This window comes from Photorhabdus temperata, from assembly GCF_025384845.1.
GTDB classification, from domain to species: domain Bacteria; phylum Pseudomonadota; class Gammaproteobacteria; order Enterobacterales; family Enterobacteriaceae; genus Photorhabdus; species Photorhabdus temperata.
On the sequence record NZ_JAJAFX010000022.1, the window covers coordinates 24,797 to 51,265 of the forward strand.

Consider the following 26,469-nt stretch of genomic DNA (forward strand, 5'->3'; position numbering starts at 1 on the left):
TAATCTGAAATATATCCCGGGCGCATTCTATTAATCAGGATAGGAAATTGCATGGTTGGGAAAAATATGAATATATTATTGGCATAGATAAAAATAGACTCGATATTTATAAGTGTACCAAAATGTGAGATTTTAATATTAATTTATTGATAATGACAAGTAATCAGGAAATGCCCGATCACTAATCGGGCATTATCATTAATTTTTCGACCAACGCACAATTAAAAGCTGGCATTAACACCTAAACTGAAAGAGTAGGTATGATTCTGAACATCTCCGTCATTGCGTGATATTGACGCAAAAGTGCCCCAATCCTTTGTAATAACAGCATTCATACCAATAGTGTATTCACGCCAATGGGTATCCTGTTTTTGGCTTTCGCTAACGAAAGAGGTCTGGGTTGAGTTGATAGCACTACGAATCTGATAACGCTTATCACCAAACTGGTGGTTGAACCGAACTTCGGCATAGGGGTTAAAATAGCCAAAATTAGTGTCAAGACGCCAGCCTAGCGTGCCAACCTGAGAGTCATAGCGCTGTTCACCAAAATGCATGGCAGTGCTGTTATTACCCGATTCACGATAACCTTTGACATAACTTTTATCCCAGGCGTATTGGATGATCGGGCTGGTCGTGACGGCAGATGTCAGTGGAATATCCCAACCGGCGGTAATACGTCCGCCCCATTGATGGCCGGAAGTCGAGGCATTTTCTTTACGTAACCAATCATTGAGCACGATACCACGAGTAATGTCCTCATATTTCATGTCCAAATAGTGAAGATCACCACTAATCCAACCTTTATCGTAGTAACGCCACAAGCCGTAAGCGGTGAACACATAGCCGCGACCATCATAGTGGAAATTATCGGCTGGAGAAGAATTATCCTGATAACGCGAGATCATGCCACCCAACAGAATATTATCCATGATCTGATAGTCACTACCCAATGTCAGCGTATGGTTGTGATTACCACTATAACCACCGAATACACCTAGTTTACCCTGTTCGTTACCCACATTACGCAATTGCTGTAAACGGCCGTCAAGAGAAGCAAGTGCCCCTTTGACGGGCACATTGTTAGCGTTTGTCAGTAACATAACCCGATATGGAGCATTGAGGACTGAAACAGTGTATTGACTAACTATATGATGTGCTTCTGGGGTTGGATGAAAATCATCAGCGAATAAAAAGGGTTTACTGGCATCAAAGCCGGTATCTTTAGAGCGACAGGAACCCGCATTAACACCCTGAGCGCAAGCGTAACCTATGGTGTTGAGAAAACCATAGCGTAGAGGATTAGCGATAACTTCATGTAAGAGGGCATTAACATCAACGCGAACAATATTGCCATTTTCTTGGCTAAGAGCCATATCTTCTAATTGATTATAGTTATCAACCAATTTTGAAGCGTTACTACTTAATTCGTTATAACCATCAATCAATTGCTTAGTGGTCTCCTCAGCTTTTTTGGCGTCACCTCCTGAAACATCGGATCCGATCTGTTTGAAAACACCATGGATAACTTGAAGACGGGTGTCTTTATCAATTGTGGGATACCCGTTGACTACTGCATGAATTTTAGCCAGATCCTTAGAAGTAGCTCCGCCTTTAGAGAGAACAAACTCCATAATCTTCGGAGTCATACCCACATCAGGAACCGTAGGCACGATCACCAACCCAGCTCCCGCATTGAGAAGCGCATGTACTTGTGATGAAGCCGCCATCGCGCTCTCAGTAATAATCTTTTGCGCATTAGCCGGATTTCGTAATGCAGCGTCAACATCATTGCCACCAATCCAATGAACATACATGCCATTAGGATCAGCACGGTTACCGTGGCTTGCCAGATAACCCATGATTTGATCCTGAGTGTTATGTTTATTATTTAAATCAGCAACAGCAGTCGCGCCACCGGCAGCGTAATTAGTGCCCCCTTTCTTGGAGTTGACCAGCTCAATCCCTAATTGTTGAGCGATAAAATCGTTATACAATTTACTTTCAGTACCATTAATACCATCTACTGTGTACCGACCATTATTTCCGCCATCGCTTAAGCTATCGCCAAAGACATATAGGTTGTTATAAGCGTGTGCGTTCGAAATTGCACTTATCGAAAGTGCCAACATACCTGGTGCAAATATAAATGACCTTTTCATTAATTATCCTCAAGAAATAATTTTATATTTATCATTGAACTGGCTGTTCAACTGAAATGATCAATCCAAATAGAAACTGCGTTCATAAGATATGACGCAATCCTACCCTTGGTTAACCAATACCTCATTATAGTTAGTAAGAGAGGATACTCTGTATTATTTTTTTTACATCTTTAAAGTTTCGTGCTATTTGACAGTTCAATTGACCAATTTGGTTAAAATTCAACTAACTATAAAAAGTAATATTAGACCAAATAGGCTCAACGCACTTCCTCGTTTCATGAAATAGATCACGAAACAGACAGAAGAAAATTCTGGGGAAGATAATTAGCTAGATCTGGGTAATATCTGAAGCGATTCATCACAATAAATGTGATAGAGTCAGTCCATTATCGGTTTAGAAAAATAGTTAAAATAAAAGATTAAGAAAAATGAATATAAAAATTCAGCAAGCAATAAAGACTGATTTCAGTAAATTGATCGAAATATGGGAAGCCTCTGTACGGGCAACACACGATTTTTTATCTGACGAAAATATTAATGAATTACGTCCACTGATTCTGCATACCTATCTGCCAACACTGGCTGTTTATAAAGCGATAAATGACAAAAACCAAATTGAAGGCTTTATGGGTGTTGAGCAGAATCGGATTGAGATGCTGTTTATCTCCCCTGATTCTCGTGGTAAAGGTATCGGCAAAGCACTCCTGAATTTTGGTATCACTGAATTAGGTATCAATGAACTGGATGTTAATGAACAAAATGCTCAGGGAGTGGGTTTCTATCAGCATCAGGGGTTTAAGGTTTTCAACCGCTCAGAAACTGACGGCCAGGGTAATCCTTTCCCGTTATTACACATGAGAAAACAAGCATGAGGAGTCTCCTCCTCAATGCAAATTAAACTCTATCGCTAAGGTATGATCCCTCGGTAGGCCAGCCGGTTTTACCCCTACAGACCGGGCTTGTTGGATAGCCGCAAGTGCAGCCCGATCCAATTCATCAGCGCCAGAACTCCGCACTAATTGAGGGTTCGTCAGATCGCCGCTGTCCAGTAAACTAAAGCTTACCTGAACAATACCCTGTTGTTTCATCTTCTTCGCCCGACGTGGATAGCGTTTGTGTTTTTCAATTTCACGACGTAAAGCAGACTGATAGCCTTGTAAATCATCAGCACCCAAACCCGTCATCGGTTGACTGGTTGTTGCCTGACGTGCGCCAGCTTGTGAATCCACAACATCTTTCCCTGCTACCTGAGAACTGTCCGTTGCTTGCTCCGTTTCCGGTTTACGCCCATGCTCCGCCAGTTTTGGCTGGAGATCTTTTACTGGCTCTTTTTGTGGCTTGTTCCTCGGTTTGGCATCTGCATGTTCTTCCGGCGGTTTCCGCTGTTCTCGTTTCCGTGGCCTGTCCACTGGCTTATTGAGCGCTATTTTCGCCTCAAGCGGCGATTCCGCTACCACCACTTCGGGGGGAGGCGGGAGAGGTTCCTGCTTCGTAGGCTGCTCCTGCCCAGCAGGTGCAGCCGAAGCAACCATTTCTATTGAGATACTGATTATTGGCGAATTTACTGACTGATTATTTGCGCTATCATCACGTAATAAATGAGATGCCATAAACACGATGACACTTGCATGTAACAGCAAAGAAGCAAACAAGCCAATATAAATACGATTTTTCATCATAATTCAAGCCACCTATCCGCTCGTTATCTGCGGAGATTAACCTTCTTACAGGCAGGTTAATCTCCCGTCAAGAGTCAGAACTGACTGGTGACACTAAGCTTAAACGTCCGTCCGGGCGCCGGCATCATGGAGCGGGTTAACGGGTCCAGATAATAGCGATCGGTTAAGTTAGTGCCGGATAATTCAACGACAACATTTGGTGCAACCTTATAATTAATATAAGCATCTACGGTCATTACCGGATTCCAGCGCATCGGGTTATTATTTATCCCTTTATAAGTGCCCGGCATTTTTTTCATCAACCATTTTTCATCCTTATTCTCTACACTACTGTGGTACAACACCCGGCTCCCTATTTCTAAATCTTCATCTAATAACCGGCCACCAATATTCAGATTAAGAGAATAACGAGGAGGAATAGTTGTTCTTAAAAAACCACCGGGAAAACCGCCATCAATACATTCTGGAACACCAAATTGATTGGTCGAATCTAACATACCCGCTGAGGTTTTATCACAAACTTTATTTTTAAGATTATAAGACAGGCCAAACTGGGTAAAGAATCCCCCGTTGTCATAACGTCCTTGTACTTCTAAACCCGATAATTTCTGTTTATCTAATTGAGTAAATTTAAAGTTACTATCACGGTCAAAAACATTCTCTATGACTGTATTGTAATAAGCGAATTTAATATCCGCATTATGCTCCGCCCCTAACAACTGACTTAAATCATGAACATAACCCACTTCAACCGTTTTACTACGTTCAGGTTTAAAAGCGCGGGCCGGTTTATCAGTAAAACCAGAGGAAAAGCCGACGGTATCTTCAAAAATACTCGGCATACGTACCGCTTCGGCATAACGCGCATAGATACGTACGTTATCACTCACATAAGCCGTTGCTGAAAATACCGGTGCCCAGGCATAATCCTTACGTTTAGGTTGTTTAGACCAACGTTCCTGTTCACTTTTTTGTTTATAAACTAAACCACCATCACCATTACTCAATATTTCCCCAGAGCTATCAATATAACGGCTATTAGATTGGGCATCACTATATTCATATTTATATACCTCTTGGTTAGTCATAGGATCAATAACACGCTCATTCATATCAAGCTCCCCATTAAAATAGGGGTTATCTTGTTTATATAACTTACCGTCATCACGATATTGCCAAAGTACATCTACCGGTATCATAGGACGAGAAATTGAATCTCGCTCTTTTGATTCAGAAAAAATTTTTTCGCTATATTCGTTAAATTCATCATCAGTTAAACACTCAAAGCATTCATTAAATTTTTTCAATAATTCAGCTTCGCGTTCGGTAAGTGTTCTCATATATTGCAAACCCATACCAATCTGTTTCTTATCCTTACTATACCGAAGATCACGGGCAGCTAAACGCTCATTTAAAAAATCATCCTTAGACCAATAGCTTACTCGTTTAGCACCAGCACTTAACGCCAACCACGAGGTAGGGCGCCAGTCGAAATTAAAGGCAATATTGTTTTCCTGACGGCGCCCTTTTCTTGGCAATGAACGAAAATTAGAGAAACTCTTTGCTTCATAATCATCATGCGAACCCAAACGTTCCCGTTGCAGATTGGCCGACAATGTTAAATCCAGATTTGCAGTCAGCGCAAAAGCATTGGAAAGATCAACGCCCCAGCGATTATTATGCGCATTGGTAGCAGCGGTATCAACCAAACGGCCATCTTTACTCGGATCTCTTTTCTGTTGATTCTTATCCCAGACTTCATCCCGATCCCGCGGTTCACGTGGATATCCCCCGGCAGTATTAGTATTGCTAATAGTACGGGTAATCCAGAATTTCATATCAAAATCAACCCATTTGTTCTCATCCGGCTTCCATTTATAATCCACATTAAATGCCTGCTGATGTACATTAGCTAAAGGCCATTGTGGTACAACATTATCCTCAGCCCGCACCCAGCCAAGACGCGAAGGCATAATCTCTCCGTAAATCGTTTTAGTATCGCGAATGCCAAACCCGATAGTCTGCTGATTAGCCAGACGCCAGGTATTTTTAAGTAACCAAGATTCCATTTCACTGGAAGTATTCGGCACCTCATTACCAGGACGATATATACGTGCCACAAAAGGCAGATAAGGATCATACGCCCTGGTACCGCCCTCAAGGATATCTTTATCCTTATCACTGATCGGCGCATCATAGCGATGAGCACCTCCTTTGCCGGCAAAATAGTTGCCTTTACTGCGATAACTATAGGCAGCCATTAAATCAAAATATTCCTGCCGGGTACCTATCGCCAGACGTATTGCATTATCTTTCAGACCAAGCAATTTATTATCTTTTGAGGTTTTTGGGGTAATTTCTAACGCGGGATCAACATAATTAAACCCCTTAGTAAAACCAGGAATATCTCGATAATCTTGTCCCAATTGCAGATTAGGTGCACGCTCCTTTACCGCATTACTACTGGTTTCTAATTTCAGGTTAATCCCGAAGCGCTCATCTGCCGGCACCACATCATCAATGCCCAACGTTTTTATTATTACTGCTCCACCTATCGAGCCTTTTACTCCGCGAGTCAGTGATGGGCCTTTTTCTATTTCAATGCTGCTAATCAAGTTAGGATCAATGTAATTACGATTATTAGCACCGTTATAACCCCGCCAGGTCGTAATCGCCTGTTCAGTACCATCAATGGTGACAGGAACCCGCCCTTGCCCCTGAATGCCGCGAATATTAGGATCTAATGCACCGCTGTTTCTGGAATCACCACTAAATACGCCGACTGCACTTTTTAAAACATCCGCAGGTGAAGCGCCCTTATAGCGCTCTACCAGATCCTTACCCAGGTAAATATTGGTAATATCTTTATCGTAAACTGCATCATAGCCTGCCTGATCTTTTTCGCTGGTAGCTGAAACGTTAATTTTGCCCAAGTCTGCCTTATTTTCAGCAGGCTGTTTCGGTGTATCTGCATCAACACGGTAAGGTATCATACTGTAAGTTAATACCATCACCAATGTTATTTTACTGTATTTATTATTTAATTTATGCATAGTGATTATCTGCCATAGTACGGATTTAAATAACCTATTACTTCAATCAATATCAAAAATATTTTTCAAACTTAATTAACACTTCGTTTTTGTTATATGAGTATAGCCAATCGACATTGCTATTGTTTTTTCTGTACCGATAAGTGATTACCGGAGTTAAGCCAAAAACATCAAATTTAGGCATACTGAGGATGGCCGAATAGAGTTGTTCATTGTCTTTACGGCGTGCACTTAATGGTACACTGTAATCTCCAAACTGCCTCTGTCGTAATGCGGTAAATACCACCGCATTAATTCCCGGATACAACTGGGTAGAAATACCCGCTCGTATGCCTTTCTGTTGATAATCATCCGTTTTCTCAACACTGGTTTTATTAACCCAATCACCACCAGTAAAGGTAATTGTCTGATCAGTTAAATAATAAGATAAGGTGGCATAAACAGAAGTCATATTACCGTCATTATGATTATAAAGTTTATGATAACGAAACTGTTTATATTCACCTTCAAGATTCAATGCCAGATTTTTTGATAGAATATTCATCCATTCAGTTTTCATTCCTGTGGTGCGATAACGAGAATGATTACCAACATGATTAAACTCAATAATTGGACCTATCAGAAAATCATTTTTCTGTGCCTTATAGTTATATCCCAAATAAGCGGAAGTTGTATTTTCATTTTCATCACTATGATTACGATAACTTTCACCATAAGTCATTGAGCGCAAGGATATACCATGGTGACCACTTAACTGATATATCTTACGTAACGTAGCATCATAACTGATACCATTTGCCTTCTTTGCCAAAGGCAACTTACGTTCAACTATACAACTGCCATTTTCAGCATATTCCTTGCAAACAGGAGGCTTATTTGGTGACATATTAGTATTGTCGTTAAAAATATATCCTACGGCAAAAGACCCACGCCAGGCATTACGCAATTCAATCGCATCCTGATAGCTGGTTATATTCTTAATGACTGCTGGTGGTAATTTATTTTCGTTGTCGTGATTTGCCGCAGAAATCTCATTAAACAGTAAACCTGCCTCTTTATTTTTCTGGTTCTCATAATAGACCCTGGCTAACTCCAATTTAGCACGGGTAAAATCAGGTTGCTGGTGCAAAATAGCCTGATAATGCTGTTCTGCCGCTACTAAATTACCCTGCGAACGGGCAAGATTCGCCTGAGCAAAATGTACCAATTGCATGTCATGCCTAGGTAACTTCTGATACATCAACAAAAAGCGCTCTACATCCTTCACTTGTTGATGATTAATAGATAAATACAGCGCCTGACCAACCTCATTCACATTATTCTCAACACTGAAAGTTTGACCATTAAGGACTATCGATAAATGATCAGTATTCTCATTCACAGTTTCATCAGTAACAAGTTCTTTTTCTTGATCCTGCAAATTTCGCTGTACGTTATGCCACAATCTTCTGCCAGCATCTTCATCTGCCAGAACCAAAGAGGGATAAATAAACAAGCAACTGATCAGTATGGTAAAACGGATAATGGGGATATTTAACATCGGAATATCACTGCTTAATAGTCGGACCAATAAATAAACAAAATAAGACAAAGCCCATATGAACTTTGCCTTATTCAATCAATACAAGCTCATATTATGGATTTTTAGTCCCACCAAAGGCGGTATCTTTACTATGATCCGAATTAAATTTAGCCACACCTGCTAAACTCGACGCATTATCACCAAAGAAGTGACCGTTGTTTGTACCGACAACATTTCCAGCGGTTGCCCTACCCACAAATGAGCCATCTGCTCTAATTCTGGAATCAATACCAACAGTCAATGCGCTATTCGCTATTGAACCAGAAAGTCTTTTCTGGCCGAAATCAGCAGTGAATGTCCCTTGCAGAGCATTGCTGCCACTATATTGGTTAATCCCTTTAACTGTATAGGTCGCTATGCCACCAGTTGGTAAATTGGTTGTCACGTCTTTACCGGAATAATAGGCAGTATGAGTCTTATCGTGTACCTGACCGGTTTGTGACCATTCACCAAAATAGACATCAGCATTAGCCACTTTGCTAAAGTTAAATACCCCCATGCCTTTATGGCTACTCGATCCAGGCACAGAAATCTTATGAATGCCATTCGCATCCGCCTCGACATAACGAGCAAGACTTGCAAAGCTGGTAATTTGACCTCTAGCAACAGATTGCACCCCAATTCCAGGCTCCCCACCTGGGGTCGGATGACCACCACCACGCGGTTCAGTTACACCGACTGTAATACTTTGATTCTTAGGATTAAAACTTTGGGTTTGTCCAGAACCAGGCGCAGCTATTGCTTGTGTTACTAATCCACATGTACCTAATACTGCAATTAACACTTTAACTTTGTTCATAGCATATTCCTTATGTTAACTAATTAAATGTTAGAGATTGCTTATTACATAGTTTTAGTACCGTCCGAAGACTGCCGCGCATATTAACGTACTTTTAATAAAAAATGAAATGATAATCATTATCATGAAATTATTATGTGAACTTGTATAAAATGGCAATAAATACACCTAACCATTTAATTATTAAATAAATATTTACCATAACCTTAGTATAATAAGGGAAGTAATCTTAGGTGGATAAAACTAATAATAAGTGTAAAAAAATTAATACACAGTAATATATTCATTAGTTATAATTTTATTTTGAAATTAATTTTCACATTACTATTTTATGCGTAACTAATATAATGCCAATTAGTGATCCAAAATTAATCAAAAAACATTTAACAATTTAAAACAAAAATCAATAAAAGATAATTTATCTTATTGATTTAAATAGGAATAAATTATTATAAAGAATTGAAATATAATTTACATAAAACTTTCACTAATATATTATTTACTAAAACCACTAAAATAGATATATTACCAACACGAATTAAAATATCATTACACCATTATCTCCCTCTTATAATGGGTTTAATAACCATAAATTTAAAAAGTAAATTTTTATTCACAATGAAAATTTTTTATGAAATAAATTTTCAAATGACAATATTGATACTATTTTTATCTTATATGAAAGAATTGAATAAGTTATTTACATAAGTTCATAAAATTCCCTACCTTTTGGTAGGGAATTTACGTAGGTCAGATAGCGTTTAGGCTGATATAAACATCATTCAGGCTCTTTGTATCCTTGCTGTATCAGTATTATGTCCCAATGCTCTAAAATATATTTAGATTCGTTATCTCCCATATCAGCCATTTTCTGAAAATATATTTTCGATTTCTCTAAGTCTTGTAGAACATTACCATCACCATGTAAGTAAGTGACAGCTATATTGTTATATGCTTTTATAAACCCCAAACTTCCTGCTCTTTCATAAAGTTCTATTGCCTTTTTTGCATCCTGTTTGTCACTATCTCCAGATGTATAAGTGCCACCCAACCAATATAAAGCCAACATATGGTTTTTATCCAAGCCTAAAGCTTTCTCATAATAATATTTAGCCATTTGATAATTTCTTTCAGATCTTGCTAATGCACTATCACTATATAGTCTCCCCAACAGAAAATTGGCATCCGCACTCCCTTTCTCTGCCTGTTTTTCTAAGTTATGGAACTCTTCAACGGTTCTAGGTGTTTTCAAAGTGATTTCCTTATCCTCATAATTCATTCCTGTAAACACCGTTTTCGGAATATATTTCTCTATATTTTCCGCATATACATTAGAAGCCAATAAAACCATCATCAAAATAATATACTTCATGATATTGTCCTAAATTATTTACTGGGATATTCTGTGGCTGAATGAGATCATTTTGAATATTTTCAGGAATAATATCTTCATTTTTAGCTGTGAAGTTTTCCCTCTGGTTGATTAATTTATTAATTTCATTATCCTGAGAATAATTCCTATTTTCCCCTTGTTTAAACCAAATATCAATAATATCTGTATTTCTACCATCACTCCAATTAACAGATGACGCTAAGCCATGATAGTTCCCTTCAGAATCAAAATGTTCAATTTCTCCATAGTCCAAATTAATGGACTCAATTCCAACCTCCTCCATACTTTTCAATTCGCCTTGGTCTGTATAAGCATCTTGGTTTTTATCTTGCCATATCTTTAGCGAAGACCACAATAAATCATTAGCATCCAACACACCATCTTTATTAGAGTCTAAATCCAGTAAAGCCTCAAAGCCATTTTTCGCTTTCTTACCAGAAGAAAGTATGGTCTCCTCTCCAAATAGCTCACTTCCATTGTTGATTATACCATCATTATTCTTATCAATAACCAATAAACCATCATTTTCATTTACCCAACCAGTTTTAGTTTTATCGCCATTACCTCCAAAATCAAATTCGATACCTGAATCAATGGAAATTGTCTTAACACCATCTCCATTGAGATCTATCACTATTGGTGTTCTGTATCCATCAGCAATATGCTTTATGTATTCAGCAACACCATTAGGAGTTGAAGACAAGCTCAAATTTATTCCAGCATTTTTAGCCAACTCTTTAACAAAATGAATACAGTTAAAAGCCCCGATATGATAATCCGGAGGCTTTATCTTACCTTCTTTATAATCTTTAACTGTTTGGTAAAGTCTGGTCACGTTTTGATAATGTGGATAATTTCCTGATATAATTGTTAGACTAGATGCTTCTGGATAATCAATACGATCATTGTAAGAAATATTGTCCTTTGGCGTCCAAACACTATCTCCAATACTTAACCCTATAGTGATAGATTCAAATCTATCGGTATTATCATTAAAACCCGTTACCGTCATAAAAACATGACCAAACTTTGATTCAGAGCCATCCTTTAATTTTGATCCTCTTGGGGCTGCATGGATAGTGACTGAATTAGGATAATAAATAGCTTGATCCAGAGAGTCTATCTGTGTAGTTATAGACATATCTTCTATTTTCTTAACAACATAATGCTTAGGGGTATAATTTTTCATTTTTGACATGTTTCTTTAGTCCTTAGGTTATTCTTTAAAAGAATAGTTTTTTGACGAAATATTATAAATAACTATTTATCACTTCATAATTTATAGCTCAAAATAAATTTACCATACCAAATTTCCTGCAAGTAGAAATAGCCAGACTTATTAATATTAAAACAATAAGTCCTATATGTCTTATATTTATTCCGAATAACGATTCTATTATCATCCAATCGTCTTCAATAAATTTTAAATTACTCCATAATAAGAAAATAAACATCCTATAAATAAATCATTTAATTTATTAGCCAACTATAAATCCAAATAAAAACATTAAAAAATCCATTTGCTATAAAAATAATCATTTAGACAATAAAGATTGATAATCACAGATGATAATAATAACCAGGAAATATAGACACGAGTCACCATAAAAGTGACTCGTAAGAGATAATCTAAAATCACAGTGAATATAATATACCCTAAAATATCATAATACATATTAAGAAGTTAATTGAGAAACTATCGTTCTCGTCCTCACCTTTAATATAATAGACAGTAAAATAGAGTTGACAAAAAGACCTAAAACCAAACCATACCAAAATCCTACAATCCCCATGCTATCGGTTACCCAGTTTGTTAAAGCCAAAACAAACCCTAGTGGTAAACCAACTAACCAATAGCCAAATAAAGGCGCGTAAAATACCGATCGGGTATCATGAAAACCACGCAAAATACCCGCTAAAGAGGCCTGAAAGGCGTCGAAGAACTGGAAAAAACAGAATAGAAAAGCCAGGCTAAGTGCAATTATTATAACTGAATCATCGTTAGTGTAGAGTGCAATCAATGGCGCCGCGAAAAAATATATTATAAAGCCAAAAATTGCAGAGACAGATAATATCAAAGAAATCGAAACTTTTATAACACCCATTAATGATGTCCTATCTCTCTGCCCAATATAGGAGCCCACTCTTACGGTCGTCGCGGTCGAAAATCCTGTGATGACGGTGTAAATGATAGTGACGATATTAAGCATAATATTATGTGCGGCAACAGTTTGAGTGCCTAAAGGTGCGACGGACACAGCAACCACATCGAGAAAAACCATTTCAACAAAGAAAGCCAATCCACTAGGAATGCTAATATAAAAAGTCCTCAGTAAATCTTGATATTTTGGGAATTTTAAACGAAACCGATATCGCCGATATTCCTTTTTCAGTAAAAAATAAACAACTAAACATACAGCACTTAGGTTATTAATAATTGCCGTTGTAATACCCGCACCAATACCGCCCATTTCTGGCAAACCAAATTTCCCGTAAATAAGCATGTAATTTAACGGTATATTCAGTAATAAGGCACCAGAAGATAGATACATAGCGACTTTCGTGTCTTCTAAGCCTTGCAAAAATGAACGAAAAACATTAAATATCATCACCCCGGGAACACTAAATGCCATAGCAAGAACATAGCCCCGTGTGATAGCTAAAATATCATCATCTAAGCCTATAAACGAAAATAGTTCGCTAATTAACATTAATAATAAAATTATTGGTATTGAAAGTATCATCGATAGAAACAAATAATTTCTAAGGCTTTCTTTGACCCCTTCTTCATTACCTTGCGCTTTGTGCTTTGCGACATCTGCCGCGAGCATGATAATAGTCCCGTATCCCAATACAAATATAGGGAACCAAATACTACTTCCTAACGTTACTGCCGCTAAATCAGCGGTAGCATAGTGACCAGACATCACTATATCAACCACACCCATTGCAGTACGTGCTATTTGCGCAATAATGATGGGAAAAGAAAGTAAGAACAGTTGTCTTAATTCCTGCCAGTTTGAAAATTTAGACATAAAAATACCGTTAATTTATTGATTAGCTCCAATGTTGATCATACTAACAATAAATTATAACTAAAATCATGCAGAAAAATTTTAAAAAATTTAAAATTATGGGCATACCCTCTATTTTTGTTCAGGAAATAGAGGAAAATAAATCAAGTAACCTAACGAAAACGAACTACTTCACAAGAAATTTTGTGATCTTTCTAAAAGATTAGATATTTATTTAAGTCTTTTGTTCTCATTTTCCATTTTAATAGTTAATGTTACTCGACTTAAGTAGCTTCTGTTTTTTGTGATAATGTCCACATAATTAAAAAATAGCGACACCCGATATATCACTGAGTTAGTAACATTTTTAAATTATTTATTTGATTAATAAAGAATTAGCGGAAATATAATGTCTAATAATAAAATCTTTATTGTTTTAGCGATACTAGCGATGGGGCTTTACACAACTTCAACCGATAAAACGGCTTCTCAACCTGTCAAAACTACGGTGCAAATTCATCCTCAGCTTGGTCAAATTTGCCAGGCAACCGCATCTATCCTATTTAGTCAAAAGACAGAAATCATCAAGATATCTTCTGGGGATAACGATAAGATGGCGTATATGCACTATATTCGACCCAGTGATAATTCCCTGTGGAAAGCTAAATGTCACTTAAATGGCGATCATGTCGCATGGGCTTCCAATAACGTCGATAACATTGGCTGTTGGAGAATTGAAGAAAATGACGAAAAAATCACATTTTCTATCACTGGAAATTCCCTTAAGCTGATAGATATCTATTCCGACGGTTCATCAATCAAACAAATGTACAAGTTAAATTCCTTGTGAACGGCAGTAAGTGGAGCTGTAGTTTTGATAAAAGCCGCTTACATCTATTCATCAAAGATACATGTAATCTTACCGATATAGAGAAGAGACCGAAAATGAAACCAGAAACTCTTGCGATCCACGGCGGATATTCACCCGATCCAACCACCAAAGCCGTTGCTGTCCCTATTTATCAAACAACATCCTATGCATTTGATAATACTCAACACGGTGCCGATCTGTTTGATTTAAAGGTCGAGGGAAATATCTATTCCCGCATTATGAACCCGACTAATGACGTACTGGAAAAACGGGTTGCTTTACTTGAAGGCGGGATAGCTGCATTGTCGGTCGCATCCGGTATGGCTGCTGTCACCTGCGCTATTCAATCCATTGCTGGAGCCGGGGATAACATTATATCTGTTGCCAAGTTATATGGCGGCACCTATAACCTGCTGGCTCACACATTGCCCCGGTTCGGTATTGAAACACGCTTTGCCGACCATGATGATATTGCAGCATTGGAATTACTGATTGATGACCGGACCAAAGCGGTATTCTGTGAATCCATTGGTAACCCGGCAGGTAATGTTGTTGACCTGAAAAAGTTCGCAGAAGTGGCTCACCGTCATGGCGTTCCTTTAATCGTTGACAATACCGTTGCCACACCTGCGCTTTGCCGGCCCTTTGAGCATGGCGCCGATATTATTATTCACTCCCTGACCAAATACATGGGAGGACACGGTTCTACTATTGGCGGCATCATTGTTGATTCCGGTAATTTCCCTTGGGAAAAACACAAGCAACGCTTTGCCATCCTGAATAACCCGGATCCCTCTTATCACAACGTCATCTATACCGAGCAGTTCGGTAAAGCCGCATTTATCGGTCATTGCCGTGTTGTACCGTTACGTAACATGGGTGCCGCGTTATCGCCTTTTAATGCTTTCCTTATTTTGCAAGGGTTGGAAACGCTGGCATTAAGAATGGAGCGTCATACTGAAAATGCCCTGAAAGTAGCTCATTACCTGCAAAATCATCCTCAAGTTAGTTGGGTGAAATATGCAGGATTGCCAGACCACCCGGAACATGAACTGGCACAGCAGTATATGAGTGGGAAACCATCAGCCATTCTTTCCTTTGGTATTAAAGGCGGACAGGAATCCGGCGCCCGATTTATTGACGCGTTAAAATTGATTGTGCGCCTGGTCAATATTGGTGATGCAAAATCACTCGCCTGCCATCCAGCCTCAACGACTCATAGCCAATTAAATGACGAGGAGTTAATTAAAGCAGGTGTACCACACGACATGATCCGCCTGTCAATCGGTATTGAACATATTGATGATATTATTACCGATCTTGCCCAAGCTCTGGATGCATCGAAATAATCTAGCGTTACAATATACCCCGTTCTGATGAACGGGGTTGTATTCACCAGCTATAACTATTTTTTTACTGTATCTATTTCAATTATTTTCCTTTAATCAATGTTGCTGATTTTTATTTCCTTTCATTTTCACCAACTAAAACAAAAAGCAGGGGATAACAAATTAAATCGGTCACCCTGTCGCTAATATTCGATAAAGTGACTTATCCCTACAAAAACGTGTAAAAACGTGTAAAAACGTGTAAAAACGTCCAAGTGTCAACTATTCACGTCAAAAAATACAAGGAAAATAGATGAAAGTTCAGCTAGCCTATATGTTGTTATTAAGCTCATTGTTCTGCGGGTACGCTTCGGCAAAAATCCCAAATGAATTTAGCCCCACGCCATCATTCGAAGATAATTTCAATGGCACAACACTCAATACCCAAAAATGGGATTACCGTGGTTTGGGTGTCAGAAATAATTGTATTAATACTCAATCAGCAGTTATTGTACGGGATGGATATTTAACCATAAAAACCTATTCTGATAGTTCTTCTGGCAAGCTACAAAATTATTGCGGCATGATTTCAACACAAAAAAGTTTCCTACAGTCATATGGCTATTGGGAAGCCGCTGTCAGATTTAACCGTGCCGAAGGTAATCAGGTCGCATTCTGGGTACAGTCACCGACAATGGGTAAGGATCTGACTAGTGCAGAAAAATCAGGCGTCGAAATTGATATATTTGAACACTTAGCTGAAGCTAAACAAGATCAATATAATCATGCTATTCACTGGAATGGTTATGGCAGCGCTCATAAACAATGGTCAAAGAAATCGTCTATGAGTAAACTTGCTGATGGTAAATTCCATAAATTTGCTGTGGCATGGACACCAAATGGTTACACATTTTATGTTGATGATGTTCCTCAATATTTGTCTGGTCTGGAGCAAGTCCCCATTTCAATCGCAAATCAATATATTATTTTAAGTTCTGAAGTACCGCGAAGTTATCCAGCTCAGGGTTACGATCCGATAAATAAAACAACCGCCACATTCGATGTTGATTATGTGAAAGTTTATCCGTATATAGGTAATAAGAAATAATAATCCCTATTGTATTATTTGCCTTGAATATTAAACAAGTATTGGCGTCCAGTTACTGGACGCCATTTTTTCATTAAAATGTTACATTCATTTTAGCCCATATCGTTCTGCCCGGTTCATTTACTGAGGTGTTTGATGAATAACCAAAGGTGCTATTACCTGCAAGGTTGAGGTGTTCGCTGTATTCTTTATTCAGAATGTTGTCGATACCTGTGCTGACTTTAACATTTTTGTTGATCTTATAGGCGACGTTTGCAGAAAGCACGCCGAAGCCCGGACTGTCTTTAAAATCTTTGCCGACAACATTTCCTTGATCTACAGCAATCCGATGCTGGCTGCTAACCAATCGCCACAAACCGGTACTGCTCCAATCACCACGTTCATAAGTCAATCCGAAACGGGCTTCCAGAGGTGGGATCTGAGGCAGTGGCTTGTTATCCGTGGTATTTTCACCCCAGGAATAAGCAAGGCTGGCATCCGTTTTCCAATGATCTGTCAGTTGATAGCCAAAGCCCATCTCTCCACCCATAACATTGGCATTAACATTATCAGCCTGGCTGATGCGGGCATTGGTTGGGCTATATCTAAACAAAATGAAATCATTCACACGCCCTACATAAGCTGACACCCAGCTATTAAAGCGTTCTCCCGTATATTGCGCCCCAATATCAAGCTGGGTAGTTTTTTCGCTTTTCACGCCATCAAAAGCACTGGCGCTGCCTGCCGGACCGAGTTTAGGCGAAAATAGCTCCCAGTAGTCCGGGAAGCGCTCGGTATAACCAATACCGGCATAAAACATCAGCGGAACATCAGCGACAGTATGCTCTAAACGCATAAAACCACTTGGCAAAGTATCATTTCGTTCTTTTTCGCTATTGCCGGCAAATTTTTTCACCAGACTGCGATCAAGACGGGCACCGGTTATCAACTCGCTCTGCTCTGTGGCGTACCAAGTCAACTCGCCAAACAAACCATAGTTACGGAATTGAGCATCCTTTTGCCACACGCTGCCTGATTTATTACGATGGGTATTAGTTTGAGTATCCGCACCACTTTCCAGCTTGAAATCTTGCCACAGCCAGGTGCCCATAGCTCTTCCTCCCACGACACGGCGATCCAGTTGCATCGACATACCGCTGTTCATATTCATGTGCATGCCACACATATGCTTACAGGTTGAAGAAGGCATACTCATGTTCGGAGAACGCAAGGTGATATTGTCCATAATATGGTTGGTGTAGTTGTAGTAAACCTGGGCTTCAACCTTATCAAGGACCTCACCGAGGTTAGATTTCTCAAAACGCACGCCGAGGCTTTCACGTTTAAATTGTGAACCATCCATACTACGCCCCGCATAGCGGGCTTCTCCATCACCTTTCCCGGCGGTCAATTCGAGCAACGTATCTTTATCCGGCGTCCACCCCAGCGCCAGATCACTATTCCACTTATCCCAACGTGAAGGGACACGATACCCACTGCCATCTTTATAATCATGTGAACGGGAGGTATTTCCCATTAAACGTAAATATCCCAATTCATTGCCGACACTGGCATCAACATTGCCATCCCAACGACCATTTGAACCGGTCAACCCGCTGGCATTGAACTTCACCCCCGGCTGATTAAATTTAGGATGTTCACGCTCAAACCTGATGGTCCCGGCGGAAGCACCTGGCCCCCACAACACGGTTTGAGGCCCTTTAATCAGTGTCAGCAAATCATAACTTTCCGGTGAAATATAAGATGAAGGCGCATCCATCCTGCCAGGGCAAGCCCCTTGCATTTCTGCGCCATCAGTCAGGATCTTAAGCCTTGAACCAAACATTCCCCGAAATACCGGATCACCATTGGTGCCTCCATTACGGATTTGTGAAAAACCGGGTATGGTTTTCAGATAGTCAGAGCCATCACTTGCCGGAACTGGCTGACGAGGTGTTTTTGGTGAAGTGACAATCGTCAAAGGTGAATATAAAGGTGCAGTGACGGTAATCACATCGCCATCATTGGTTTTTGGGCCATTCGCATGATCGTGCGAATCTGATGTGATTTCAGCCGCATATCCATTAAAAGCAGCCAGCAGAAAAAGCGGCATTGCTGAGCTAATACAACGGGCCAGCGTATTTTTTTTATAAAAAGAATTTTTTTCAAACATCATCTTTCCTTAATGTGCATCCGCGCTCCGAAGCGATATTGCTATCAAAAGCGGAATACGTTATAGAATCCAACCAAACAGTTTTTGGTATAAGCAAACTTTTCCTGGCTAAGAAATTAGCGGGACAAAGCGTTTTATTATGTTTAAACCGATGAAATTAGATCTGTTCAGGCGGAGCGCGAGGCAACGAATCAGAAAAGATGAAATGCGCAAGGAGGAGAGTTACAGGTTGAACCGGTGGTGACCGTGAAGTCAGCGAAGTTGACCAGAATAACGGTGTATTCGCCAAATCCAGCATCGGTACATGGATAAGAAAGACGCAGTATCCACAGGCAATATCATCCAGCATTGACATGCCGCCACCAGCATGCATACCCATCTGCATTCCATCATGATGGGTAGTGCCCGGTGATGCAGAAGAAATGTCAGAATGAGACATATCCTTGGGCATATCATCGTCAGATGACATCACCGTATGACAATCGGCCACTCTCGATGAATGAGACTCACCAATGCGCGCATGTTCCAGTGACCGGGAGATCACTGGTGCAATGGACAACATCAATATCGCGAATATACCAAGCCAGGCTGACAAGCGGCTCCGCGATGTGTAAATCTGGATCAGCGACAAACCAAGCCTATTCTGTAGAGAACACATTCAGGGAGGGGATTGTACGTATTTAACAGTCAAATGTTAAAACACTTTATGCAGGAATGTCGCTTTGGCGACAAAATTTGATGTTTCCGTACAATTTCTTTGGTTTTTTACCTGTAACGACTTCAAAACATGAACAGTTTGGTGAAATTGCATCCAACAAGCCAGACTCACATTAGCTGATCATCGACTGGTCAAAAAATTGTGTAACAGGATTATAGGTTAATTCCTGCATTTTCCAGAATTAATCCGTCACCGATATTATCGATAAATTACTAAGAAAAAATGGCATCAGGAACCTTGTTGATGTAGCACCCAGCGTAGATATTCCAGATTTCTCAATAAAGTGTTAATTACTTTGCTTGAAAAATGATATAAATAAAGCGGCTACCGCTGTTAACATTATTGAGCCAAAAACAACAAAATCAAGCCAGTTACAATCTAGCCCAATGGAACAACGAGACCTAATCTTATGAACGATCTCACTCGTACTTCCTGTGAAGATTATTATACTAACAATTATAATTGATTCATTACGTTGTCTCATCTTACTTAATTTTCTAATTAAAAACACACAAACAAGTAAAACCAGCACAGTGACAATTACATCAGGTAACATTTTTAATCTCAATTATTTAATATATAAATTCATTATTATCATATCCAGCTAAATTTCACCATGGACAGATAGTTTCATGCTGTTTTCTCGTAGCGTATTGCAATATGCCGATCTCCTTTAAGAAAACCGAAACAGCGTTCGAGAACATTACGGTCCCGATAAACCTGTTCATCAAATTATGCTCAATCATCAGAACTTCCTTTTATACGGAATAGTGCTCTTTATTCTCAATTTCCGCAGATAACCGAGGAATTTGCCTCCAGAATAGCCTTTATCTGTCAACTAACTATCTGATAACGTCCATTACAGTTACTAAGTGACGTCATTCCTTATAATTACAGTAAAACTCTCCTAAACTAATTCAGACTTGTTGACATTTACAAACTCAGTTTTTACAAAAGCTCAGGAGCTTATTTTCCTTTCTTAGGAGAAACTCCAACTAACCCTAATCCGCTTTTCTTAAGTATTTTAATTAGTTGATTCTATCCTAAATAACTTATCATCTTGAGATAGTCTGAGAGTGAAATACTTTTCTTGGTTAAGTTCTGGTGGTAGCTTGTCTTTCAAGATTGAAGCCACATATTGGACATGCTTATGCTCTCGCTCAACTAACATAGCAATTTTCGTTAGTTGATTGTCATGCATGAGCTCCTTCTTATCGTTTAGAAGAAAGTGATAGCATGGAATCCCCTCTTTATCCGCAAAAAGAGTATAGGCTATATCGAAACAGGTAATCTCACCCTGCTTTTTACCCGAACTAAAGTTTGTATTGAATGAACTGAATTTATATATTCTTTGCCCAGTTCGAGTAGTAGTTCGGTCAACCTTTAGTGCATATTGCTCTCCATAAAGCTCCTGAGAAATAGAAGAAAAGTACTTATTTAACTTATTAAGCTGCATTTGAATTGCAGCCTCAAAATCTACAGAAAATAATTTTTCATCAATTTCATTAAGAGATTTATTTAAATTTCTAAGGGTTGTATCAACAGTTAATATTTGCTCAACAATTGTCTCAAACTCCCCCATTCGCCGGTGTTTTTCATTTAACTCTATAATTAAGGATTCCAATTCTTCTAAAGAGCCGCTCTTACTAATTTTTGCGACTAAAGCCTGCTCTTCGTTTAATAAACTTGTTAACTCACTTTCCCTAACAATTAGTTCCTGCTCAAGTGCTGGAACCTCTTTAGCTATATAACGTACCTTCTCATCTACCATCCGATTATGAAATTCTAGCAAGTCCTCGAACGACTTTTGTATATTTGATAAACGTTCAGTTACCTCACCATAGAGCACTTTCAATTGATTAGTATCAATTTCAGTATGGCTGGAGGCTATCTCTCTGATTGCTTCATCAATCAAATTCCGACGAAGTTTTAGCCTACTAATAGCTGAACTAGATACATTAATTTTGTATTTAATCTCATCAAGTGTCTCAAGATCACTTTCAAAGTTAGGATTGATATAAAATGCCGACTTCTTCTCATTTAATTTATCAATCTCGGTAGAAAGCAAAGCCATAGAAGCTTCATATGCAGATCGAGTTTGTTTCGACTCAAGCCTGTTCTTAAAGGACATCTCCATACGAATGCTTGCTAGGAGATTCTGCTTTGTATCACCTTGATCAAAACTACATCCCAAGAGGAATAAATAAAGAGTTTCATATTCATCGTCACGAGTAAATTCACTCAAAGTACGAAGCGTGTTTGTAATGCTCAACTCTTTGTATCTAATATTATGAGAAATAATTTGTGCGAAAGTTGGCTTTTTACCGAAATGCCCAGGAAAAAGTTGCTCAGTAAGTGCCGCCTCAAATTCATCAGCAGTTTTTTGATGCCCATTGATCCTGCGAATAATTTGCTTACGCGGAAGAAAATTCCTCTCAATAACAAGCTCCTCAGCGAATGGGTTATCTAAGTCCGCAGTAAGAGTAAGAGTAACTAAGACAGCTGTGTTAATGAGAAAATTCTTAACAAGCGCATATTCGCTCTTACGATTTTCTGGGTCAGTATAAATTCCTTTACCGTTTGCCCCCAAACAGAAATCAATCAGCATTAATACTGTTGTCTTACCAACATTGTTCCCAGTGGTCTGCTCTGGCCCTGAGAGAGTCTCATCTACGATGAGATTTAAACCAGCGTGAAAAGGAATGTGACGAATTACACCTTCAGAGTTGGAAATTTGAAGTGATTTTAAGAACATGGCACAATATTTCCGTTATCGTTATATGAAATCAAGTCTGCAAGAAATAGCCAATCTAACGCTAAAACGAAAATCTGCATCGACATATCACGTAATTTGCGAGACTCCACAAAGAGATCCATCATACTAACCTCTTTATACTGTCTTACAGCCTGAAGCACATAAGCTCCATTAAAATAAAGGCTATTAGTAGGATGAATGTCTTTAGGCAACAACATTTTCTATGACCTTAGGATTCTTAAAAATACGGCATCTAATGAATGCATCAACAGCAATGACATTCACACAAAGTTCTAGCTCTTCCAGGGGCATTGATACATAATTAGCACTTTGCTTGACTACTGTGACAGCTTGATCAACTATCTTAAAGAATAGTTCATCAGCTGAGTATGTAGTACACAACTTAATGTAACTATTACGTAGCGAATCAAGAACAGATTTACTCTTATTTTGACCAGCCACATCAAACTCTGTATAAATACGGCTTAGTCTGCTGTGGTGAGTTTTGTACTCCTCGACAACCATAGCCGCTGTATTAAGATTGTTAAAAACCAATTTTTCATCAACATTAAATGGAATCGGTTTGTCCACACTCGGCATATCGGAAAGATTTTCTTTCGCTAATATATTTATCACAGCTGCAATGTTCGTTTCAGTGAGAGGATTCTTCACGTCTACCGATGACAATTCCTTGCTTAGAAATTCATAGACTGCTTGCTGTTTGACAATATCTAAATGGAGAATATGATCTAGTAGCGATCTGACATCATGTATGTCAAATATAGGTTCAAACACTAATGAATGAGGATTCTTATAGGAAAGTCCTCTTAACGCACTAGCATCCTTTGAAATAGAAATGAATTTAAAGTTATACCCTGTATATGTTATAAGGTTCTTGGATAGAGCAGACTCAATTTTTTGTTTAGTTGCCGTCGAAGAAACCTGTAACACAATTTTTCGAACAGAGTCAATCAGGTCGATACCTTCAACATTGTGAGTATACCGATTAACATTCTTCAGAGCATACCCAAAGAGCAGATTAAAAAAATGAACGTAAAAGCCTTCGCAATGAAGATGCAAATCGAGTAAGTTCAACTTTCCACGTAACTCGACTCGAGTACATAGAAATGAAAGCTTTTCTTCACACAAATTGAAGTAGGTTGAGCGATTCATAATCTATTGAATACTCCCGAACTTTTTAATGTTCCATGATTTTAATAAAAATCAGCATGTTACTATCAAGCATCCGCTGGTAGTCTGTGATTCTGACATTGAAGATGCTGGCGGGCAAGAGAAAACAACTTCTTGTGATTGCGTTGTGCTGGCCCATACAGCCTTTGCTGGCTGTAAAGTAGCTACAAAACACCCAGCATCTGTATGCTATATAAACAACGAAATACAATGACTCCAGTGAGCGATTTCACCACTCAATGATCCGTTCTTTATGTTGCATCCGCGATCACACGGAGTCTGTAACTCAACCTCCTTTGTTGCAAATGTGGCAGCTCAAGTAACTCAGGATAACGGTTTTGATATGTCTTAGACTTTACGCACCAAGTATTAACCAGAACAACAAATAAATACTACTTTCTCTAATGCCACAACAAAGGCAGCAGTCAGTGAGCAGGAAAGCGGTGATGGTACAAACGTAGATACCGTAAGTTAAGAGAAGTAATTCATAAAAGAAGCATCTCCATTTCCAAGAAATCAACAAGGAAAAAATAAAAGCATCTCAGTATTATGGAAAACTATTCACCGAAAAACAGCTTCCCGAATGACCTCCAGTGAAGCCGGATTTTCAATCAGAGAAATATCACCAGGCTCACGCCCTTCACATATTGCCTGCATAGTTCGACGCAACATTTTTCCTGAACGAGTCTCGGGAAGCTGGGACACGAAATATACCCGTGCCGGGCGGCCCACGCTGCCAATTTGTTTGTTCACCAAGCCCATCAAGGCCTTTTCCAGAGAGGAAAAATGTTCAGCATTCTGGATTTCCCTCCCATCCTTGAGAACGACAAAGGCAACTAGTGAATACTTTCTCACTATTCGTTTCTGTTGAAAGCATGATGAGCGCTTTGGCGTCAGGCTGGCTTTCCAGCCAGCGATCCAGTGCGTTGTAACATAGGTTGGTTTTTCCCCCGCAAAACCAGCGGGCAAAGGGAGGGTTACTGTGATCCAGAACCTGTTCAAAAGGTTGTTGCCAGAAAATGCGTTTAGCCTGTTCAGCCCAGAAAGAGTTGGGATCATCAATGGATTGCTGATAAAAAGTTTTGAATAACATAATCTCTCCTGGTACTGCGTAAAATGATAGAGCAGCACTCAGGGAGAGTGACCGCCGATGGCATTTCAGATTAGATAACGTACAAATCAAGGTATTCGTTTACCGGCATGTTTTCCAGTAGCTGACGGTCAAGGGAAACAGACAGAATTTTCCTCTGTTGTGTTTCAGGAAACTGGCGTGCCAGGTTGGTTCTGAATTTTTCCAGCAATAATGGCATGCCTTCTTTACGGCGGCGAGCATGGCCGATAGGGAATTCGACTTTGACTTCATCAAGCTGGCTGCCATCTGTAAATGTAACGGTTAATGCGTTAGCAATAGAGCGTTTTCCCGGATCGTGGTAATCACGGGTAAAATTGACATCTTCAACACACGCCATTTTTTCCCGCAGTGCATCAATACGGGGATCTGCCGCAACGCTATCTTCATAATCCGCAGCGGTGAGACGGCCAAAGATCAAAGGAACCGCAACCATATACTGAATACAGTGGTCTCTGTCCGCAGGGTTGTTTAACGGGCCTTGCTTATCAATAATCCGAATACAGGCTTCATGAGTACGAATAGTGATTTTTGCGATGTCATTGATGGTCTTGCCAGCGTCTTTCAGTTGTTGACGCAAGCTTATTGCCGCTTCCACAGCCGTTTGTGCATGAAATTCCGCCGGGAAAGCGATCTTGAACAACACATTTTCCATCACATAAGAACCATAGGCACGTTGGAATTTGAAAGGCCGCCCATTGAACAAGACATCATAAAATCCCCAGGTCTTTGCAGTTAATGCCGAGGGATACCCCATCTCACCCTTTTGTGCCATGAGAGCCAGACGAACCGCGCGGGATGTCGCATCACCCGCCGCCCAGGATTTACGTGAACCGGTATTAGGGGCATGACGGTAAGTTCTCAGCGACTGCCCATCAACCCAAGCGAGCGATACTGCACTCAGGATCTCTTCCTGACTCAACTCCAGCATTTCAGCAACAACGGCGGTCGAAGCCACTTTTACCAGAACGACGTGATCCAACCCGACTTTATTAAATGCATTCTCCAGTGCAAGGCATCCCTGAATTTCATGCGCTTTGATCATGCCCATCAAAACGGCTTTGATCGTGAGCGGCTTTTTGCCACAAGCAACCGCATTTCTTGATAACCAGTCAGCTACTGCCAATATGCCGCCAAGGTTATCGGATGGATGTCCCCATTCAGCCGCCAGCCATGTATCATTAAAATCCAGCCACCGAATCATCGTACCAATGTTAAACGCCGCCTGTACGGGATCAAGCTGGAACTGCGTTCCTGGTACACGCACACCATTAGGCACAACCGTCCCCGGTACAATAGGCCCCAGCAGTTTTTTACAGGCCGGGTATTCCAACGCCTCCAACCCACAGCCTAACGTATCCAGAAAACAGTAATAGGCCGTTTCATAAGCGATGGATGATGTGATCGGGTATGCCATAACATAATCCACGATATCCACAATCACCTGATCATATTCAAGACGGTTGTTTACAACAGAGGTAGACATAATAATTCCTTGTAAAAAAAACATGAATGCAGGAAACACCGCACCAAAA

General features: G+C 39.6%; 18 protein-coding genes and 3 pseudogenes. 4 read left to right on the plus strand and 17 right to left on the minus strand.

What is annotated here, in order from left to right; all coding sequences use genetic code 11:
• Window positions 1-221: 221 nt before the first annotated feature.
• Entirely contained in the window at window positions 222-2,159 is a 1,938-nt protein-coding gene (locus tag LGZ99_RS10325; RefSeq protein WP_036839382.1) for an autotransporter domain-containing esterase, read from the minus strand.
• Window positions 2,160-2,596: 437 nt separating this feature from the next.
• Here LGZ99_RS10325 and LGZ99_RS10330 point away from each other — a divergent pair, with 437 nt between their 5' ends.
• Window positions 2,597-3,034, plus strand: a complete 438-nt coding sequence (locus tag LGZ99_RS10330; RefSeq protein WP_036839444.1) for an acetyltransferase — start codon at window positions 2,597-2,599, stop codon at window positions 3,032-3,034.
• Between the two features lie 12 nt (window positions 3,035-3,046).
• Here the strand turns inward: LGZ99_RS10330 and LGZ99_RS10335 are convergent, their stop codons facing one another.
• The 7 genes from LGZ99_RS10335 to LGZ99_RS10365 all read right to left on the minus strand — a co-directional run bounded on the left by LGZ99_RS10335 (window position 3,047) and on the right by LGZ99_RS10365 (window position 13,703).
• Window positions 3,047-3,841 (minus strand): energy transducer TonB, encoded by a 795-nt coding sequence (locus LGZ99_RS10335; protein WP_036839384.1) that lies wholly within the window; start codon window positions 3,839-3,841, stop codon window positions 3,047-3,049.
• A gap of 74 nt (window positions 3,842-3,915) precedes the next feature.
• Window positions 3,916-6,894 (minus strand): TonB-dependent receptor domain-containing protein, encoded by a 2,979-nt coding sequence (locus LGZ99_RS10340; RefSeq protein WP_036839386.1) that lies wholly within the window; start codon window positions 6,892-6,894, stop codon window positions 3,916-3,918.
• Between the two features lie 52 nt (window positions 6,895-6,946).
• A complete protein-coding gene (locus LGZ99_RS10345; protein WP_036839389.1) occupies window positions 6,947-8,434 on the minus strand; it encodes a surface lipoprotein assembly modifier in 1,488 nt (495 codons plus the stop codon).
• A gap of 94 nt (window positions 8,435-8,528) precedes the next feature.
• A complete protein-coding gene (locus LGZ99_RS10350; protein WP_036839390.1) occupies window positions 8,529-9,275 on the minus strand; it encodes a Slam-dependent surface lipoprotein in 747 nt (248 codons plus the stop codon).
• Between the two features lie 778 nt (window positions 9,276-10,053).
• Window positions 10,054-10,647, minus strand: a complete 594-nt coding sequence (locus LGZ99_RS10355; RefSeq protein ID WP_021324772.1) for a tetratricopeptide repeat protein — start codon at window positions 10,645-10,647, stop codon at window positions 10,054-10,056.
• The gene (locus tag LGZ99_RS10360) at window positions 10,607-11,866 is read right to left on the minus strand and encodes an SPM autocatalytic domain-containing protein (protein WP_051769487.1); all 1,260 of its coding nucleotides are present in this window, start codon (window positions 11,864-11,866) and stop codon (window positions 10,607-10,609) included. Before LGZ99_RS10360 ends, LGZ99_RS10355 begins: the two co-directional genes overlap by 41 nt.
• A gap of 478 nt (window positions 11,867-12,344) precedes the next feature.
• Window positions 12,345-13,703, minus strand: coding sequence for an MATE family efflux transporter (locus tag LGZ99_RS10365; RefSeq protein WP_023045960.1), 1,359 nt, complete (start codon window positions 13,701-13,703; stop codon window positions 12,345-12,347).
• Window positions 13,704-14,091: 388 nt separating this feature from the next.
• Here LGZ99_RS10365 and LGZ99_RS10370 point away from each other — a divergent pair, with 388 nt between their 5' ends.
• The 3 genes from LGZ99_RS10370 (at window position 14,092) to LGZ99_RS10380 (ending at window position 16,989) form a co-directional block, all read left to right on the plus strand.
• Window positions 14,092-14,532, plus strand: coding sequence for a hypothetical protein (locus LGZ99_RS10370; protein ID WP_023045961.1), 441 nt, complete (start codon window positions 14,092-14,094; stop codon window positions 14,530-14,532).
• 95 nt (window positions 14,533-14,627) lie between these two features.
• Entirely contained in the window at window positions 14,628-15,902 is a 1,275-nt protein-coding gene (locus tag LGZ99_RS10375) for a bifunctional O-acetylhomoserine aminocarboxypropyltransferase/cysteine synthase (protein WP_036839391.1), read from the plus strand.
• A 292-nt stretch (window positions 15,903-16,194) separates the two neighbouring features.
• Window positions 16,195-16,989, plus strand: a complete 795-nt coding sequence (locus LGZ99_RS10380; protein ID WP_023045963.1) for a glycoside hydrolase family 16 protein — start codon at window positions 16,195-16,197, stop codon at window positions 16,987-16,989.
• Between the two features lie 73 nt (window positions 16,990-17,062).
• Here the strand turns inward: LGZ99_RS10380 and LGZ99_RS10385 are convergent, their stop codons facing one another.
• From LGZ99_RS10385 to LGZ99_RS10420, 9 genes and pseudogenes are all read right to left on the minus strand, one after another.
• Entirely contained in the window at window positions 17,063-19,144 is a 2,082-nt protein-coding gene (locus LGZ99_RS10385; protein WP_262979092.1) for a TonB-dependent copper receptor, read from the minus strand.
• A gap of 154 nt (window positions 19,145-19,298) precedes the next feature.
• A complete protein-coding gene (locus LGZ99_RS10390; RefSeq protein ID WP_262979093.1) occupies window positions 19,299-19,736 on the minus strand; it encodes a DUF2946 domain-containing protein in 438 nt (145 codons plus the stop codon).
• Window positions 19,737-20,492: 756 nt separating this feature from the next.
• Window positions 20,493-20,588, minus strand: a pseudogene (locus tag LGZ99_RS10395) (IS5/IS1182 family transposase); the annotation flags it as partial.
• A 295-nt stretch (window positions 20,589-20,883) separates the two neighbouring features.
• The gene (locus LGZ99_RS10400) at window positions 20,884-22,614 is read right to left on the minus strand and encodes a DUF2326 domain-containing protein (protein WP_262979094.1); all 1,731 of its coding nucleotides are present in this window, start codon (window positions 22,612-22,614) and stop codon (window positions 20,884-20,886) included.
• Window positions 22,605-22,832: an ABC-three component system middle component 6 gene (locus LGZ99_RS24680; RefSeq protein ID WP_315903491.1), complete on the minus strand. Its 228-nt coding sequence runs from the start codon at window positions 22,830-22,832 to the stop codon at window positions 22,605-22,607. Before LGZ99_RS24680 ends, LGZ99_RS10400 begins: the two co-directional genes overlap by 10 nt.
• Window positions 22,819-23,787: an ABC-three component system protein gene (locus tag LGZ99_RS10405; protein WP_262979095.1), complete on the minus strand. Its 969-nt coding sequence runs from the start codon at window positions 23,785-23,787 to the stop codon at window positions 22,819-22,821. Before LGZ99_RS10405 ends, LGZ99_RS24680 begins: the two co-directional genes overlap by 14 nt.
• 579 nt (window positions 23,788-24,366) lie before the next feature.
• Window positions 24,367-24,642: pseudogene (locus LGZ99_RS10410) on the minus strand (AMP-binding enzyme); the annotation flags it as partial.
• Window position 24,643: 1 nt separating this feature from the next.
• Window positions 24,644-24,898: pseudogene (locus tag LGZ99_RS10415) on the minus strand (acetyl-coenzyme A synthetase N-terminal domain-containing protein); the annotation flags it as partial.
• Between the two features lie 70 nt (window positions 24,899-24,968).
• The gene (locus tag LGZ99_RS10420) at window positions 24,969-26,420 is read right to left on the minus strand and encodes a bifunctional 2-methylcitrate dehydratase/aconitate hydratase (protein ID WP_262979098.1); all 1,452 of its coding nucleotides are present in this window, start codon (window positions 26,418-26,420) and stop codon (window positions 24,969-24,971) included.
• Window positions 26,421-26,469 lie beyond the last annotated feature (49 nt).